General features: G+C 74.8%; 16 protein-coding genes. 10 read left to right on the top strand and 6 right to left on the bottom strand.

The genetic code is table 11. From position 1 onward, the window contains the following. Positions 1-21: 21 nt before the first annotated feature. Both ABEB13_RS20870 and ABEB13_RS20865 read left to right on the top strand, forming a co-directional pair. Positions 22-780, top strand: coding sequence for a maleylpyruvate isomerase family mycothiol-dependent enzyme (locus ABEB13_RS20870; RefSeq protein ID WP_345706717.1), 759 nt, complete (start codon positions 22-24; stop codon positions 778-780). A gap of 96 nt (positions 781-876) precedes the next feature. Continuing rightward, a complete protein-coding gene (locus ABEB13_RS20865) occupies positions 877-2,622 on the top strand; it encodes a WD40 repeat domain-containing protein (RefSeq protein ID WP_345706716.1) in 1,746 nt (581 codons plus the stop codon). A 31-nt stretch (positions 2,623-2,653) separates the two neighbouring features. On the opposite strand, the gene ABEB13_RS20860 is transcribed toward ABEB13_RS20865, so the two are convergent. Next, on the bottom strand, positions 2,654-3,643 hold the full coding sequence (locus ABEB13_RS20860) for a DUF3152 domain-containing protein (protein WP_425559967.1): 990 nt from the start codon (positions 3,641-3,643) through the stop codon (positions 2,654-2,656). Between the two features lie 61 nt (positions 3,644-3,704). Between ABEB13_RS20860 and ABEB13_RS20855 the strand changes: the two genes are divergently transcribed. After that, positions 3,705-4,307: a hypothetical protein gene (locus ABEB13_RS20855; protein ID WP_345706715.1), complete on the top strand. Its 603-nt coding sequence runs from the start codon at positions 3,705-3,707 to the stop codon at positions 4,305-4,307. Here the strand turns inward: ABEB13_RS20855 and ABEB13_RS20850 are convergent. The 3 genes from ABEB13_RS20850 to ABEB13_RS20840 form a co-directional block, all read right to left on the bottom strand. After that, a complete protein-coding gene (locus ABEB13_RS20850) occupies positions 4,289-5,299 on the bottom strand; it encodes a TolB family protein (RefSeq protein ID WP_345706714.1) in 1,011 nt (336 codons plus the stop codon). The two genes, ABEB13_RS20855 and ABEB13_RS20850, sit on opposite strands and share 19 nt — an antisense overlap. A gap of 215 nt (positions 5,300-5,514) precedes the next feature. After that, a complete protein-coding gene (locus tag ABEB13_RS20845; protein ID WP_345706713.1) occupies positions 5,515-5,928 on the bottom strand; it encodes a DUF3151 domain-containing protein in 414 nt (137 codons plus the stop codon). A 92-nt stretch (positions 5,929-6,020) separates the two neighbouring features. After that, complete coding sequence (locus tag ABEB13_RS20840) at positions 6,021-6,473, bottom strand: MoaF-related domain-containing protein (RefSeq protein ID WP_345706712.1); 453 nt, start codon at positions 6,471-6,473, stop codon at positions 6,021-6,023. A gap of 368 nt (positions 6,474-6,841) precedes the next feature. On the opposite strand from ABEB13_RS20840, the gene ABEB13_RS20835 reads away from it, so the two are divergent. Genes ABEB13_RS20835 through ABEB13_RS20825 form a run of 3 tightly spaced genes read left to right on the top strand, consistent with a single transcriptional unit; the run spans position 6,842 to position 9,007 of the window. After that, positions 6,842-8,473: a class I adenylate-forming enzyme family protein gene (locus ABEB13_RS20835; RefSeq protein WP_345706711.1), complete on the top strand. Its 1,632-nt coding sequence runs from the start codon at positions 6,842-6,844 to the stop codon at positions 8,471-8,473. Continuing rightward, positions 8,470-8,850, top strand: coding sequence for a hypothetical protein (locus tag ABEB13_RS20830; RefSeq protein ID WP_345706710.1), 381 nt, complete (start codon positions 8,470-8,472; stop codon positions 8,848-8,850). Before ABEB13_RS20835 ends, ABEB13_RS20830 begins: the two co-directional genes overlap by 4 nt. Positions 8,851-8,863: 13 nt before the next feature. Next, entirely contained in the window at positions 8,864-9,007 is a 144-nt protein-coding gene (locus ABEB13_RS20825) for a hypothetical protein (RefSeq protein WP_345706709.1), read from the top strand. A 110-nt stretch (positions 9,008-9,117) separates the two neighbouring features. Here ABEB13_RS20825 and ABEB13_RS20820 read toward each other — a convergent pair whose 3' ends face one another. Further along, positions 9,118-9,501: an acyl-CoA dehydrogenase family protein gene (locus ABEB13_RS20820; protein ID WP_345706708.1), complete on the bottom strand. Its 384-nt coding sequence runs from the start codon at positions 9,499-9,501 to the stop codon at positions 9,118-9,120. Between the two features lie 1,147 nt (positions 9,502-10,648). Here ABEB13_RS20820 and ABEB13_RS20815 point away from each other — a divergent pair. The 4 genes from ABEB13_RS20815 (at position 10,649) to ABEB13_RS20800 (ending at position 13,135) form a co-directional block, all read left to right on the top strand. Next, positions 10,649-11,293 (top strand): ScbR family autoregulator-binding transcription factor, encoded by a 645-nt coding sequence (locus tag ABEB13_RS20815; RefSeq protein ID WP_345706707.1) that lies wholly within the window; start codon positions 10,649-10,651, stop codon positions 11,291-11,293. A gap of 281 nt (positions 11,294-11,574) precedes the next feature. Further along, positions 11,575-12,324, top strand: coding sequence for an AfsA-related hotdog domain-containing protein (locus ABEB13_RS20810; RefSeq protein ID WP_345706706.1), 750 nt, complete (start codon positions 11,575-11,577; stop codon positions 12,322-12,324). Further along, on the top strand, positions 12,264-12,617 hold the full coding sequence (locus ABEB13_RS20805; protein ID WP_345709750.1) for an AfsA-related hotdog domain-containing protein: 354 nt from the start codon (positions 12,264-12,266) through the stop codon (positions 12,615-12,617). The genes ABEB13_RS20810 and ABEB13_RS20805 overlap by 61 nt, the downstream gene beginning before the upstream one ends. Continuing rightward, positions 12,617-13,135 carry a LysR family transcriptional regulator gene (locus ABEB13_RS20800; RefSeq protein ID WP_345706705.1) on the top strand — a complete coding sequence of 173 codons (519 nt, stop codon included), beginning with the start codon at positions 12,617-12,619 and terminating at the stop codon, positions 13,133-13,135. The genes ABEB13_RS20805 and ABEB13_RS20800 overlap by 1 nt, the downstream gene beginning before the upstream one ends. Here ABEB13_RS20800 and ABEB13_RS20795 read toward each other — a convergent pair. Beyond that, a complete protein-coding gene (locus ABEB13_RS20795) occupies positions 13,036-13,629 on the bottom strand; it encodes a TetR family transcriptional regulator (RefSeq protein ID WP_345706704.1) in 594 nt (197 codons plus the stop codon). The two genes, ABEB13_RS20800 and ABEB13_RS20795, sit on opposite strands and share 100 nt — an antisense overlap. Positions 13,630-13,781: the final 152 nt, after the last annotated feature.

Raw genomic sequence — 13,781 nt, 5'->3', positions numbered from 1 at the left:
CGTGCGCGATACGCTCCGGGTATGCCGCTTCCCGAGGAAATCGCCTACCGCAACGACCCGTTGACCGTCCGCGCGGCGCTGGCCGGACAGGTCGAGGCACTGCGTTCGACCGTGCACGCCCTGACTGCCGCGGAGTTGGACCTGCCGACCCGGCTGGACGGCTGGACGGTCCGTGAGTTGGTCGCCCATCTGGGCATCGTGCTGGACTGGGTGCCGCGCTACCTGGACGCGCCCGTGCCGGAGGGCGAGCCGCTCGCCCTGGTGGCGTGGGTCGGCATCACCAGGACGGCCGCGGCGACCATCAAGGCGGGCGTCCAGGAGTACGCCGCGGACGCGTTCGCCGGTCCTCCCGCGGCGGTGGCCGAGGAGTTCGACGTGGCCGCGGACGCGCTGCTGCGGGTGCTGGCCGGGCCCGCGGCCGCGGAGCCCGGCCGCCGGATCGCGATGCGGTTCGGCCCGATGCTGCTCGACGACTACCTGGTGACCCGGCTGGTGGAGACGGTGGTGCACGCCGACGATCTGGCGGCCGCACTCGGCACTGCGGACTTCCCGCACGACGGGCGCGCGGTGGACGCCGTGGCCCGGCTGCTGCACGCCGCGGCGGCCGAGCAGCGGCCGGCGGACGCGGCAGCCGGCGCGGACGCCGCGGACGGCGCCGTCCAAGCGGACACGCTCACCTGGATCCGGCTCGCCACCGGGCGGTTGGCCTGGGCGGACGCGAGCGGCCTGCCCGGGTGGGCGGAGTCCCGGATGGGGGAGTGGCTGCCGGTGATGGGCTGACGCCCGGTCGGGGCCCGGCCGGGGGTGGTGTGTCCGGCGGGTGACGGGCGGTAAGTAAGCTCATAAGCCTGTCGTCGGCAACGAGGGGACCTGGTCATGAGGGACGACGCGCACCGTATTCCGCCGCTCCGGGCGGGCCGCCGGCCTGCCGGGCGCGCCCTGCTCGGGTGGCTGGCGGACGAGCGCGCACCGCGTCTGTGCCGGGTCGCCGGCTCGCCCGGATCGGGCAAGAGCCACCTGCTGCGCTGGCTCGCCGAGGCCGGCTCCGACCCGGCGGCGCCGGACGGCCGCCGGGTGCGCGCGGTGCTGGACGGCGAGCGGCTCACCTTCGACGCCGCCCTCTGGCTGCTCGGGCGGCAGCTCGGCCACCTCGTCCGTACCCCGGACGACCTGCTCGCGGCGCTGGCCGACGACGGCGGCCGCACCGTGGTCTGCGTGCCGGATCTCGGACGGGCCGTCCACCCCTCCCAGCTGGTCGGGCAACTCCTGCGACCCATGGTCGAGCTGGAGAACGTCCGGATGGTGGTCGAGGCGCCGGACGGCGGCGCCGCGGCGGCCGCCTTCGGCGACGCGGTGGCCGGGCCGGCCGTGCTCGACCTCGACCTGCCGCAGTGGACGGACCGCGAGCGGTACGCCGACTGGGCCGCCGGGCTGGGCGCCGACCCGTCCGGGTACCCCAGCCCGGGCGCGGCGACCGGGCCCGCCGAGAGGCCCGGGCACGCCTCCGGCCGCGAGCTGATCGGCCGGGTGCCCAGACACCCGGACGGCACCCCGGACCTGCCGGGGGCAGGCCCGGCGCTGCTGGGCGCGCTGTGGACGGCCGCAGCCCGCGAGGAGTCGGTGGACAGCCTCCTCAGCGATCCCCACCTGCTGGTGTACGCGGACCCGGTGGCCGTCACCGCCGCCCTGGACGGGCTGGAGGGCGCGCTGCCGCGGGCCTGGGCCACCGCGGGGCCGGCCCTGGTCGGCGAGGACGATCCGGGGGTGCGGGCCGCCGCGCTCCGCACCCGGCTGCTCGGCATGGACGCGGACGCGGTCGAACGCCTCGCCGCCGTGCCCGGCCCGTGGCAGCCGGTCTGGGCGATGTGGCCGGACTCGTCGTTCGGGTGGCCCGGCCCGGTCTCCGGCCTCGCCGTCGGGGCGGCCCGCTACGCGGGACAGCTGCTGCTGGCCGACCCCTCCGGTGTGATCCGCACCGTCGACGCGGCGAGCGGCCGCCCGCTCGCCCGGGTGGCCCGGGACGAGCCCGGTCCGCTGCGCGGCATGGCGGTCGGCTCGGACGGCTCGGTGCTGCTGCTGGACTCCCGCGGCGGCACCTCGGTGGTGCCGGACCACGAAGGGGCACCCGCGGCCGCCGCGCTGGGGCAGGCGCTGGATGCCCTGGCGGAGGCCTGCCAGGGCGAACTGAGCGTGCTGACGGTGTACGGCCCCGGGATTCCGGCGGTGGCCGACGACAGCGGCACCGTGTGCTGGCTGCGGGCCGACGGCGTGGTGGTGGAGAAGCTGCACGAGGGCCCGGTGACCGCCCTGGCCGGCACCTCCGAGCTGCTGGTCAGCGGGGGCTTCGACGGGACGGTCCGGCTGTGGACGGCGGCCGGCTCCGGGGCCTCGGCCGCGCCCTTCGACGCCCGCCCGGCGGCGGTCGGCGCGCTGGCGGCCGCCGACACGGTGGACGGCCCGGTGGTCGCGGTGGGCTGGGCGGACGGCCTGGTGCGGATCCGTCCGGCGTCCGGTGGGGACGTCCGGGAGGTCCGGTTCGGCTCCGCGGTCTGGGCGCTGGCGCTGACCGACGGCCTGCTGGTGGCGGGCACGGCGGAGGGTGTCGCGGCGGTCCGGTACTGAACCGGTGCGCCGCGACCGCCGCCTCGCTGCCTCAGGGGACGCTCGGACCGCTGATGTAGACGCCGTCTGCGGTGTACGGCCAGGCGTTGGGCAGGCAGCCGTTCAGGCCGTAGATTTGCTGCATCATGGCGGGGGCGAGCTTGCCCTTGCCCGGGCAGCCCTCGTGGCCGTGGCCGATCCGGTGCCCGACCTCGTGGTTGACGATCAGCGCGCGGTAGTCGTCCAGCGAGCCCGAGAACTGCGGTGAACCGGTCAGCCAGCGCTTGGAGTTGACCATCACCTGCTTGCCGACGTCGCAGTTGACCTCGCCCTTGGTGTCGAGGCCGCCGGCGCCGCATATCCGGTCCACGGTGGCGGGCGAGGCGATCCTGACGGTGAAGTCGTAGGTGCCGTCGGAGACCAGCCGGAAGCCGTCCTTGCCGTCCGTCGTCCAGCTCCGCTTGTCACCGAGGATCGCCTGCACCTGGGCGGCGGCGGCCTGCGGGTCGATCCCGATGCCGTCCTCGACCTCGACCTTGTACCGCCGGATGTCGCCGCGGCCGACCGCGGAGCCGTTCGAGCCGGCGGCGGTGAAGGTGCCCTTGCCCTTCTCCTTGACCTCGGTCGGGCTCGGACTGGGGCTCGGGGAGGGGCTGGCGGACGGACTGGGGGCCGCGGGGGCCGGATCCGGGCTGCGGGTGGTGCCCAGCGGGGGATCGGCCGGGCCTGCGTGACCGGGCCGCTGCCGCTCCCGTCGCCGCCGCCGTTCAGCAGGACGAAGGCCGTGCCGCCGAGGACGGCGAGCGTGCAGACCAGGCCGGTGCCCAGGACCAGGCGGCGACGCGCCCGCCGGCGGCGCCTGCGGGCGGCGGTGCGGCGGCTGCTCGGCGCGGTTGCTCTCCGGGTGCCGTTGGCTGCTGGCACGGACTCGCTCTCTTGTCGGCGACAGGACGTGACGGTAAGTCGGACAATCCGATCCGTCCCCACCGCCGATCCACCCTCGCACGAGGGCGGCCCGGGTGTCCACATACCGGGTATGCATGGAGGGTCGGGAACCGGTGGGCCGGTGGTGCGGCCCGGCGTCCACCTGGTAGGCATGGCGGGTGCGTTTCGACATGGTGCCCCAGCCGCCCGCGGTCGGGGCCAGGCCCCGCGACGGCCGCGGCTACCCCGTCCCGGCGATCACCCCCTGGGAGGGCGGCGAACCGCAGTTCGCCCTCACCGATCACGCCCGCAGTGCCGACTGCGCCCGGCGCCGGCTCTGCTCGGTCTGCGGGACGCCGATGCCGGCCGGGCCGGTCTGGCGGGTGATCGGACCGGCCGAGACCGCGGCCGTCGCCGAGGCCCTCGCCGCCGGCCGCCCGTACCGCAACCTGGCGCCGACCCCGGAGGGCCCGGGCCACCGCGCCTGCATGCTCTACGCGTCGATGGTCTGCCCCTACCTGGCCCGGCCGAACGCCCGGCGCGGGCTGTCCGCCGCGGCCCCGGACGAGGCGACCGCGCACGTGCTGCGGGGCGCCGTCCGGGGCGGCACGGGGGCGGTGGTGGGCTTCGCCGAGTACGAGCACGCGGTCACCGCGACCCAGGTGCTGTTCCGCTTCCTCGACCTCGTCGAATTCCGGCCGCACGAGTCGGCCGACGTGCACCTCGACGAGCTCCGGGCCGAGATCGACCGGACCGCGGGCGGTCAGCCACCCGGCCGGTAGGCGGGCAGACCGGGGTAGGTGGAGACCAGGACGGGGGCCTTCGAGCCGTCGGCCGGCAGCGTGGCGATGCCCTCGGGCGTCCGGACGGCCAGCGTCCTCCCGTCCGGGGACCAGGCCGGCTCGGTGTAGTCCGTCGCGGCCTGCGGGGTGAGGTCCTTCGGCGTGCTGCCGTCCAGCTGCGCCACGAACACGTGGTCGTGGCCGGCGACCGAGCGCACGAAGACCACCTCCTCGGAGTTCGGCGAGAGCGCGGGCTGCGAGCCCTCGGTGACCTTGCCGCCCTGCTGGCGCAGGTAGTCGTCGCGGATGTAGACCGATCCGCTCGGGGTGTGTGCGTACACGGCGGTGCCGTGGTCGCCGCCGGTGTTCGGCCAGGTGTTGCCGCTCTGCGGCACCGCCGCGACGTTGTCGCCGGCTTCGGCGTTGAGGCCCAGGACGGCGGGGGTGCCGTTCACCGCGGTGGCCGCGACGCTCTTCAGCTTTGTCTCGCCGGCCTGGGCGACCGCGAAGAACAGGTTGTTGCGCGGCTCGACGTGGTTGACGTTGTCCGTGGTGGTGACCTGCCAGGCCGGGTGCGACCAGGTCTGGCCGCCGGGGTTGTGCGCGACGGTGACCTTGCCGCTGCCGTCCGCGTTCGAGACCACCAGGCTGCCGGTGCCGTCGATGAACGCCGCCTTGCGCCCGTTCGGCGACCAGGCGAGGTCCCGGACGACCGTGCCGAAGTCCACCACCGTCCCGTTCATCACCACCTTGCTCGTCCCGGTGCTGATGGTCAGTCGGCTGCCCGCGGTGCCGTTGAGGGTGCGGGACGGCGCGGGGGCGGACGACGGCTTCCCGGTGGGTGTCGCGGTCGGCTGCGCCGAGGAGCCCGGGGCGGCCGCGTCGGCGCTGCCGTCCGGGTTGCAGGCGGTGAGCAGCAGCATCCCGCCGGTGGTCAGTGCGGCGACGAGTGCGGCGGCGGTTGCGGTCGAACGGCGATTGCGCGCAGGCATGGTGACAGTCCCCCCGGGAGCGGTGCGACGGCTGGTGCGCGGTGGCGGACGCCGTCCGGCGGTCTCCGGGCACCGTGCGCCCCTGAGGAGAGTCTGCCCGGCCCGCGTCCGCGTCCCGTGCGGCGGACGTCACTGTCGTGCAACACCCGTGCGGTCAGGGGGCAGTGCTCCCCGCGGGCGGTCGCGCCGCGGGGAGCACCGGGGGTCGGGCGAGGTCAGCCGAGCATGCCGGCCGCGGTGGGGGAGCTGTCGCGCAGGAACTGAGAGCAGCGCTCGGCCTCGTCCTTCTCGTCGATGGCCGCGGCGGCCCGGCCCAGCGCGTGCAGGGCCCGCAGGAAGCCCCGGTTCGGCTCGTGCTCCCACGGCACGGGGCCGTGGCCCTTCCAGCCGGCCCGGCGCAGCGAGTCCAGCCCGCGGTGGTAGCCGGTACGGGCGTAGGCGTAGGACTCCACGACCCGACCGGCGGCGAAGGCGTCGTCGGCGAGCTGCGCCCAGGCGAGCGAGGAGGTCGGGAACTTCGCCGCGACCTCGGAGGGCGAGGCGCCCTGGGCCAGCGCCTCCAGCGGACCGGGCTCGGCCGGCAGGTGGGTCGGCGGGGGGCCGCCGAGCAGGTTCTCGTGAATGCTCATGCCTTCCAGTCAACCACTGCCCGGCGGCGCACCCGCGGACCGCCCGGGGGAAGGCGGGGGCGGGTGCACCGCCGGGGGACCGGAGGGGCGGCTCAGGAGACGCGGGCCAGCGTGGCGTTGTGCAGCTGGCCGGCGCGGCCGCCGGTGGCGGTGGCGAAGGTGAAGTACACCTTCACCGTGTTGGTGGTGAAGTTCAGGACGTGGCTGACGGTGACGCCGTTGGGCTCCACCCAGGAGGTGAAGTACAGGTTCCAGCCGACCTGGGCGGTGGCCAGTGTGGCATCGAAGCTCTCGCCCACCCCGCTGCCCTGGACGGTCTCGGAGTGCAGCGTGGTGCCGTCCGCCGAGTAGGTGTTGCGGTACACGTTCCCGTTGTCGACGGTGATCAGGTAGGTCTTGCCCGCGAACGGGGGCAGGCTGGTGTAGCCGGACGTGGCGGTGGCGGCCGTGGTGCCGTCGTCCGCGGAGGCCTGGCCGGCGACCAGGGTGGCGCCGGTGGCGGAGATCGCGAGAGCGGCGGCGAGGGCGACGAGACGGCGCTTCATGGGGAGTTCCCTTCCGGGGCGGGGCTGTGATGGGGCGGTACCCGGCTGAAGCTAGTGAGCGGCGCTCCGGGGGTGTTGCGTCTTCGCGCACCGGCGGTCGCCGTTCCGCGCACGGTGCGGAGCGTCGCAGGCAGTCGGCGGACGGCGCCTGCCGGTGGCCGTCAGGAGGATCGGATCTGCCGATGGCTATTGATACCTTCTCGAAGGTTTGTTTCCATCGGTCGGGTGTCCCGTCATATGCCCGCGCAGCCGACGGCCCACCGTGCAGCAGAAGCCCGACCTTCCCCAGCGCCCGCCGGGCCCCGGCCCGGCGCCCCAACCGACGGATCCGAACGGGCCGACTCCAGCCCACTGGAACGGAGTTTGAGATGATCAAGCTGCAAGACGCCCTGCGGCACGCCGCCGAACGACCCGACCATGTCGCGCTCGTGGACGGCGGCCGCCGGATCACCTGGTCCGAACTGGCCGACGAGATAGCCAAGGTCGCCGGCGGGCTGGCCACCGTACTGCCGCCCGGGCGCCCGGCCAGGGCCGCCTTCCTCTGCTGCAACGGCTGGGAACTGGTCGTCACCACGGCCGCCTTCGAGACCCTGGGCGTCCCGGTCACCGGCCTCGACTTCGAGGCCTCGCCCGATGCCACCGAGACCGCCCTGGAGCAACTCCAACCCACCGTGGTGGTCAGCAGCAAGCTGCACCGGCCGCTGCTGATCGCCTCCGGGTGGGCCGACCGCGAGGGCGTCCTCCAGGTCCATCTGCACGGCGTCGGCGAGGAGCTGGCCGCACCCGAGCCGATCGTGCCGGAGCCCGCGGCCGGCGAGCCGGTGGCCTATTCCACCCTGGCCGCCGCGCAGACCGCCGCCACCTCGCCCGTGGTCCAGCCCTACGAGTCGTTCGCGGTCGGCTACGACGCGGCCGGCGCGCCGCGCCTGATCGTCCGCCGCCGTGCCACGGAGGCCCGCAGACTGGCCGAGCTCGTCGACGAGTTCGCCTTCGACGAGGACGACGTCTACCTGGTCACCGTGCCGATGTACCACGCCTCCAGCCCCGGCTGGGCACGGGTCTTCTTCGCGCTCGGCGGCACGGTGGTGCTCGGCCCGTACCACGACCTCGCCGAGATGTGCCGGCTGGTCACGGACGAGGGCGTCACCGCCACCCTGATGGTCCCGCCGGTGCTCTCCCGGCTGCTCGCCCACCCGGCCTCCGCCGACCTGCGCGCCACCTCCCGGCTGCGGTTCCTGCTCACCGGCGGCCAGCACCTCAACCGCTGGATCGTGAACGAGGCGTGGGACCGGTTCGGCCCGGTGGTGCACCACTACTACGGCTCCACCGAGACCGGGCTGGTCACCGTGCTCGGCCCGGACGAGCTCGCCGTCTCGCCCTGCCGCTCGGGCCGCGCCATGCCCGGCATCGGGATCGCCGTCCTCGACGGCGAGCACCGCCCGCTGCCACCGGGTGTGCGCGGCCGCGTCGCGGTCGCGAGCTACCAGTTGATGGACGCCTACGGCGACGCGCCCGCGCCCTCCGTCCTGGTCGACCTCGGCGACGGCCAGGGGCCCCGGCCGTTCCTGCTCACCGGGGACGACGGGGTGATCGACTACGAGGGCCGGCTCGAACTCACCGGCCGCACCGCGGGGGCCGTCCGGGCCGGTCTGGCGGACGATCGCGAGCGCGCCTTCTTCGGCCTGGAGTCCGAGCTGCTGGACCAGCCCGGCGTGCGCGACCTGGCCGTCCTGCGGGTCCGGGTGCCCGACCACGGCGACGTCCTGGCGGTGCCGTTCGTCCCCGTCGCGCGGGATCTGGAGAGCGCCGCCTACCGGGCCGTCAGCGCCGTCTGCGCCCGCCGGGTGCCGTGGATCTCCGCCCACGTCATCCCGGTCGACGCCGTCCCGTACAGCCCGACCGGAACGATCCGCGGCCGCGAACTGCTCACCGAGATCATGCCGCTGGTCAACCTGTACATCCACCTCGACAAGCAGTCAGCAACGGAGATCCCCGCATGAGCGCGTCCGTTCCCCCGTACGGCCCCGAGGACGACCTGCCCGAGCTCGACCTCGACGCCCGGCTGCACACGCTGGAGCGGGCGCTCAGCGAGCTGCCCGCCGCCCGCCAGACCGCCGTCCTGATCGCCGAGGTGCCGGACTACGGCGAGCTGCTGGTGGTCGCCTTCGTCCCCGCCGACCAGGAGCGCGAGCAGAGCACCCAACGGGCCGCCCGGGCGGCCTGCGCCCGGCTGGTGCCAGCCCTGCCCGCACTGGTCGTGCCGGTCGACGACATCCCGTACACCCTCGACGGCGAGCTGCGCGGGCAGGCGCTCTTCGACGAGATGCTGCCGCAGCTCGCCCGGGACCTCCTGCTGCCCAAGGAGATGTCCGCGTGACGGGCGCGCCGGCGTGAACGGCCGGGCCCGACCGGCCACCGCCCTGCTCGCCGCGGTCGCGGTCCTCTTCGTGCTGAGCGGTCTCGGCGGGTGGAGCGGGCTGCTCGCGACCGGCCTGCGGCAGGGTTGCCGGGCCGTGGCCGGCGCGGCCCGCTGAGGCCGCGCGGCCGCCGGGCGGGCGCCCCGGTGCGGACGGACGGCGGTCCGTCCGCACCGGGGCGCCGCCGTGTGTCCGGGCGGCGCCCCGCCCGACGGGGCGGCCGGGGGTCAGCAGGCCGGTGCGGTCGGATGCGTCCGGGCGTACTCGGCGGCGGCTGCCTCCCAGTCGAGCGCGCCGTGCGCGCCGAGGGTGTGCACGTCCCGCCAGGCCCGCTGCAGCACCGAGTCCTCCTGCTGGGCGGCCACCCCGGCCGTCCGGAACAGCCGCTCCACCGCGGCGACGGCGGACTCCACCGCCAGCGCGACGTCGCGCAGGTTGCGCGCCACGACCTGCTCGTCGACCGGCCCCTCGTCGGCCCGGGCGGCCGCCTGCTCCAGCAGCGTCCCGGCGATGTCGATCTCGGCCGAGGCCCGTGCCAGCACCTCGCCCCGCGCGGGCTGAGCGGCCGGGCCCGCCCGCCCGGCTGGCCGCCGGCCGGCGGCCCGACCCACGCCCGCAGCGCCGAACGGGCCGCGCCGACGGCCGGCGCGGCGAAGGCCAGCCCCGCGACCAGCCGGGGCGGCACCCGGTGGCAGCGCGCCCGTCCCGGCTCGGCCGACTGCCGGACGATGTCCATGAACCGCACGCACCGGTGCGCGGGCACGGCCACCGGAACGGGCAGTGCCACGTCGTGACTGCCGGTGCCCCGCAGGCCGTTGCTGCGCCAGGTCTCGTGCACGGTGAGGGCCCGCCGCTCCACGGCCACCACGGTGAAGTCGCCCGGCAGCGCGTCCGGATGGGGCACGGCCAGCAGGACCCAGTCGGCGTTTGCGACGCCGCTGACGGACCGCCAGCGGCCCTGCACGGCAACGCCGTCGGAGGTCCGGGTCAGCGACCCGGCGGGCGGCACCAGGGCGGCCGCGATCGGGACGTCGGGACAGTCACGCCAGATCTCCTCCTGGCCGCGCTCGGGCAGGAAGGCGGCGAGCCGCCCGTGGGCGGCCTGGAGGCCGGCCCACCAGGCCGCCGAGGTGCATCCCTCGGCGAGCCGTGCGGAGGCCGCCACCAGGTCGCCGAAGGTGCCCTCGGCACCGCCGAACCGGGCCGGGACGAAGTGCCGGGCGAAGCCGGCGCGGGTGGTGGCGAGCGCGGCCTCGGCGGCCAGCCCGTACTGCTGCTCGCCGATCGCCGCGAGGTCCGCGGCGGTGCCGAGCACCCGCGTGGTGGCGGCGGTCAGCCCGGCGGCGCCCGCGGCGGTGGGCCGGGGCCCTCCGTCGGGCGTGCGGGCGGCTGCGGCGGCCGGCGCGGGCGCAGTGGGCCGGTCGGGCGCAGTGGGCCGGGTGTGCTGGTCCTGCTGCTCTGGCGCACGGTGTGCGGTGGTCACGGAATCCCCCAGGATGGACGGCGGTGTCCCAGGGCCGGATCGGCCTCGGGGCTGTGCTGTTCCGGGCCGGTGGACCGGCGGGGCGACGGCCTCGTCCGGGCTGCCGGCGGCGAGGTCCGGCCGGCGGGGCGGGCCGCGGGTCCGCGTGCGCACGGCGCGCCCGGCCCGGGGCTGGTGCGATGTCGAACGACCGCACGGTTCCGGAACATACCTTCGTGACGTTATGATTTCCGGAAACCTCACGTACGACCTGGGCCCGGGGCCCCTCTGGAGGGTTGAGCGATGGCGACCACACCGACACCGGAGGGCACGAGCTTCAGGCGGACGGCGGCCGAGCGGCCCGGGCCCCCAAGCAGGCGAGGGCCGTCCGCACCCGGGCGACGGTGCTGGAGGCAGCGGCCGAGCTGTTCGCGCGCAAGGGCTTCCAGTCTGTCACCATCCAGGAGATCGCCGAACTCGCCGGGGCCACCAAGGGAGCGGTGTACTTCCACTTCCCCAACAAGGAGGCGATGGCGGTCGAGCTGGTGGAGACCTTCTACCTGGCCGCCACCCGGAACGCCTCGGCCGTGATAGACCCCCAGCTCCCGCCGCTCCAGGCGGTCAGGGAGCTCACCCGCGGAACCGCCCGGCGCCTGCGCGACGACGCCGTGGCCCGCGCCGCGGTGCGGCTGCAGGCCGAGCAGGCCGTCATCGACACCGAGCTGCCGCTGCCGTTCATCGACTACGTCGCCTACGTCACCCTGCTGCTGACCCGTGCCGCGGACGCCGGCCAGCTGCCGCCCGGCAGCGAGCCGACCACCATGGCGCGGGTCCTGGTCGCCGCCTTCTTCGGGGTCCAGCATGTCTCGTGGGTCCTTCACGACCGAATGGACGTCGTCGAGCGGGTCGACGAGCTACTGGATCTGCTGCTCCCGGCCTGATCGGCAGGCAGCGCCCCGACCACGGCGGGGCGTGGCACCCGGCCGCCGCACCCTCCGCACCGCCGCTCCGCGAGGCCTCCTGGCGAGACCTCGATCCGGGTGGCGGTGCGTGTTTTCCGTGTGCATGCCGCGTGTGGAGCGCCACAACTCCCTGACGGAGCCTCACCTTACCGACCACATAAGGCTTGGCAACATACCTTCTCGTAGGTATATTTTTTCTAGTCCGAGCCTGGACTTTGGCTAGAGCCAGATTGTTCACAGCCCTGTGGGGGAGGCTTGCCATGGACACACTCGCACCGGCCCGCCAGATTGCAGCTGACACCGTCCCGGCGCCGCGCGCAGCGGCCCAACTCGACTACCACCGGACCGTATCGCGGAAGTTGGTGCACAAGTCGGCGGTCTCCGAGGTTTTCCTCACGGACTCCGAACGCGTCTCCAGCGACCGCTTCCTGATCGCCGCCCAGTGGCCCCGCGACCACGCGGTGTTCCAGTCCGGCCCAGGTGGCCTGACCGACGCCATGGTGATCGTGGAAACCGCACGTCAGGCCTCCATTCTCGTGTTCCACGAGTACTACGGGGTGCCGCTGGACGTGCCGTTCCTGGTGCGCTCGATGGAGTTCCGCATCACCGATCTCGACCCGCTCGGCGGCTGCGCCGCCGGCCCGCAGGAGGTGACCCTCGGAACGGACATCGAACTTCCGTCGGGGGTAAGGGGGTTGCGCATGCCGGTCCTTACCAGGACGGTGGTCTACGCGGATGGAGCCCGGCCCTGTGCCACGGTCTCGATGCACGGGGAGATCCTTGACCGAAGGATTTACCAGCGGCTCGGCCGCAGCCGAGGCAGATCGGCCCCGCCGGACCACTGTCCGCCGCCGATCGCCGTCCGTCCCGCCGCCGTCGGCCGGCGCCGGGCGGCCGACATCGTTCTCGCCGCCGGCCGGCCCGAGGGCACGGCCGCTGGCGGCTTCGCATCGACCAGAGCCATCCCACCTTCTTCGACCACGGCTCCGACCACGTGCAGGCCGTGCTGATGCTGGAGGCGCTCAAGCAGTGCGGCCTGCTGGCCGTCGCCGACCGGGCACCGCTGGCCGGCGGAGTGCTCTCCGCCATGCGGGTGGGCTTCCACGCGTACGGCGAGTTCGGCTCCGACATCGAGCTCGACGCCCGGGAGGCCGAGCCGCCGCGGGCGGGCGCGGACCGTGCGGTCGCGGGCCTCGGCGCGGAGCGGCTCGTCAACGCCCAGGCCGTCCAGGACGGCCAGGTGATCACGGACGCGGACCTCGTCTTCCGCGCCGACTGGCGAAAGGCTCCCGAGGAGAGCTGATGGAACTCCAACACCTGCGGTCGTTCCTCGAGGTGTCGAGCGAGCTGAGCTTCACCCGAGCGGCGAAGAAGCTGAACTACGCGCAGTCCAGCGTGACGGCGCAGATCCAGCACCTGGAGGCATCGCTCGGCGCGGTGCTGTTCGACCGCAGGGGCCGGCGGATCTCCCTGACCGAGAGCGGGCAGCGGCTGCGGCCGGTGGCCGAGCGGATCGTCGCGCTCGCCGACCTGGCCCAGCGCGAGGTGGCGGGTGCGGCCGACCGGCTGGCCGGCCGCCGGCCCGAGCGCGGTCCGCTGGGCCGCCCCGACGCCGGGCCGGATCTCCCCGGTCGTCCGGGCGTCCGGACGGCGCTGGCACTGCCCGCCCAGCGGGGCCCGGTACGGCTCCCGCCGGCGGGCCGCCCCGCGCCGTCCGCCGCTCAGGGCTCCCAGCAGGCGCCGAGGGCGGGCAGCAGCACGTCCCAGGCGGACCGCACCCGGGTGATCAGGTCCAACTCCTCGCGCACCGAACCGAGGTAGTGCGCACCGAAGATCACCGTGGTCATCAACTGGGCCACCGGAGCCGCCGGATAGTCGGCGTCCAGCTCACCCGACTGCTGCGCCTGGACCACCAGGCGCAGCAGTGTGCGTTCCACGTCCGACACGAAGGCCGGCGTGCGCCGGACGGCCTGGGCCTCCTCCAGCAGCAGGCGCAGGGCGGCGTTGACCCGGATGTCCCGGTGCAGCCGGGCGACCAGTGCGCAGGTGACGTCCTTGAGGGTCTGGACGGGCGAGACGGGGTGGTCGCCGACCCCGTCCTCGATCAGTTTCCACGCGTCGTCGAGGTGTTGGATGAGCGCGGCGGCCAGCTCCTCCTTCGAGGAGAAGTGCCCGTAGAGCGCGCCCTTGGTCACGCCGGTGCTCGACGCGACGTGTCCCAGGTTGGTGTTGGCGTAGCCGTGCACGGCGAACTCCCGTGCAGCAGCGTCGAGTACAGCCTCGTAGGTGCGCCTTGCGCGCTCCTGTTGAGCCATCGGCTTCCTCCCGTTCAGGCCGGTCCCCGGGAATTCACGTACCGTACCGTACGGTTCGCGGGCCAACCCCTGCGGCCCGGTCCAGGTCGTGGGACGGCCCCGAGCGGACGGGCGAGCGGACACGCGAGCGGCCCCCGTCCGGTTCCTGCGTC

This window comes from Kitasatospora paranensis, assembly GCF_039544005.1.
GTDB classification, from domain to species: domain Bacteria; phylum Actinomycetota; class Actinomycetes; order Streptomycetales; family Streptomycetaceae; genus Kitasatospora; species Kitasatospora paranensis.
Note: the sequence above shows the minus strand (reverse complement) of the source record. Positions and strands in the feature narration are given on the sequence as shown.

Coding starts and splice junctions, on each gene's coding strand:
- ABEB13_RS20870 (WP_345706717.1), top strand. CDS start 22: ATGCCGCTTCCCGAGGAAATCGCCTACCGCAACGACCCGTTGACCGTC.
- ABEB13_RS20865 (WP_345706716.1), top strand. CDS start 877: ATGAGGGACGACGCGCACCGTATTCCGCCGCTCCGGGCGGGCCGCCGG.
- ABEB13_RS20860 (WP_425559967.1), bottom strand. CDS start 3,643: ATGCATACCCGGTATGTGGACACCCGGGCCGCCCTCGTGCGAGGGTGG.
- ABEB13_RS20850 (WP_345706714.1), bottom strand. CDS start 5,299: ATGCCTGCGCGCAATCGCCGTTCGACCGCAACCGCCGCCGCACTCGTC.
- ABEB13_RS20845 (WP_345706713.1), bottom strand. CDS start 5,928: ATGAGCATTCACGAGAACCTGCTCGGCGGCCCCCCGCCGACCCACCTG.
- ABEB13_RS20840 (WP_345706712.1), bottom strand. CDS start 6,473: ATGAAGCGCCGTCTCGTCGCCCTCGCCGCCGCTCTCGCGATCTCCGCC.
- ABEB13_RS20835 (WP_345706711.1), top strand. CDS start 6,842: ATGATCAAGCTGCAAGACGCCCTGCGGCACGCCGCCGAACGACCCGAC.
- ABEB13_RS20830 (WP_345706710.1), top strand. CDS start 8,470: ATGAGCGCGTCCGTTCCCCCGTACGGCCCCGAGGACGACCTGCCCGAG.
- ABEB13_RS20810 (WP_345706706.1), top strand. CDS start 11,575: ATGGACACACTCGCACCGGCCCGCCAGATTGCAGCTGACACCGTCCCG.
- ABEB13_RS20800 (WP_345706705.1), top strand. CDS start 12,617: ATGGAACTCCAACACCTGCGGTCGTTCCTCGAGGTGTCGAGCGAGCTG.
- ABEB13_RS20795 (WP_345706704.1), bottom strand. CDS start 13,629: ATGGCTCAACAGGAGCGCGCAAGGCGCACCTACGAGGCTGTACTCGAC.